1 pseudogene is annotated in these 1,118 nt (G+C 45.9%); it reads left to right on the plus strand.

Annotation, left to right across the window (positions count from 1 at the left end):
- Positions 1–1,118: pseudogene (locus JGK22_RS33120) on the plus strand (DNA/RNA non-specific endonuclease); the annotation flags it as partial.

The following is a 1,118-nucleotide window of genomic DNA, read 5'->3' on the forward strand; positions in this document are numbered from 1 at the left end:
TTAGCGGCAATACACCGGAAAACAGCGGGTTAATTATGCGCTACGACAAGCCTACAGGTAACTGGATTCCTATAGATTTACAGGGACGGGAGATAACTACTTTGACGGGGGGGCTTAACACCAGCGAACCTAATTATCTCTCTACTTTGGCAAATAACTTAAAAGCCGGGGTAGTTATAGATGGAAAGGAGATTAAATACCTCAACAATAACAAACCGTTAGTGTTGCTGACAGAATGGTCTTTGGACAGAGAATCAGTCATTCCTGACGTTGGCTTTTCTGAGGGCGCGGCTGATGCTTTGTTTGCTTCTATGGTGCAGTTGGATCTGGCATTAGGGGGTGGCGTTGGAGAGTATGAAGGCAATCAATTAAAGCGGTTGTACGATAGCCAAGGGAAGCTGATTCGCCAGCAGGGGGATTTGTTCAATTCGCCCATGCACTTCATGGGTTTCAGTCGGGGTACTGTTGTCAATAGCGAAATCGTACAGCGTTTAGGGACTTTCTTCCCCCAAGCGGGCGGCAAATCTATGGCTGACCGAGACCTCCAAATGACAACAATTGACCCGCACGATTTCTACCAACCTAGTTTGAATTTACAATTACCGGGCTTTATCAGCACAAATTTCAGCGATTTCTACGAACCCAAAATTCAGGTTTGGAATAATGTTACGTTTGCTGATAACTATTATCAGACTGTGGCTGACCCGAATGGTGGTACTGCTACTCCCAACGGTCGTTCTTTGAGTCTACTTCCACAAGAGGAGTTGGATAAGAATCCCAAACCTGCTGGACTGAATTTTCCTAAAGCGTCGGGCGATACTTTAGGGAAGGCAGACCGAGAGATTTTACTCGGTACTCGTGATGGGGAACCAGGTCGGATAAATAGTCGGATTGGGTTTACTAAGGATGATAGTATTGGAGGGACGCACAAGCGAGCATTTGGATGGTATGCGGGGACGGTTGATTTAGATTTGGAGGAAGTTTTACTTCAGTATCCTCATGTGGAGGCCTCTGAGAATCCTCAAGCAGTTAACGATATGTTGGGTAAAATGGGTTTACCCGAATTGTTCGATCCGAATTTCCCGGCAGCTAAACCTTGGTATGATAATGGCAATGGT

This window comes from Microcoleus sp. PH2017_08_TRC_O_A (genome assembly GCF_020738665.1).
Classification (GTDB): domain Bacteria; phylum Cyanobacteriota; class Cyanobacteriia; order Cyanobacteriales; family Microcoleaceae; genus Microcoleus.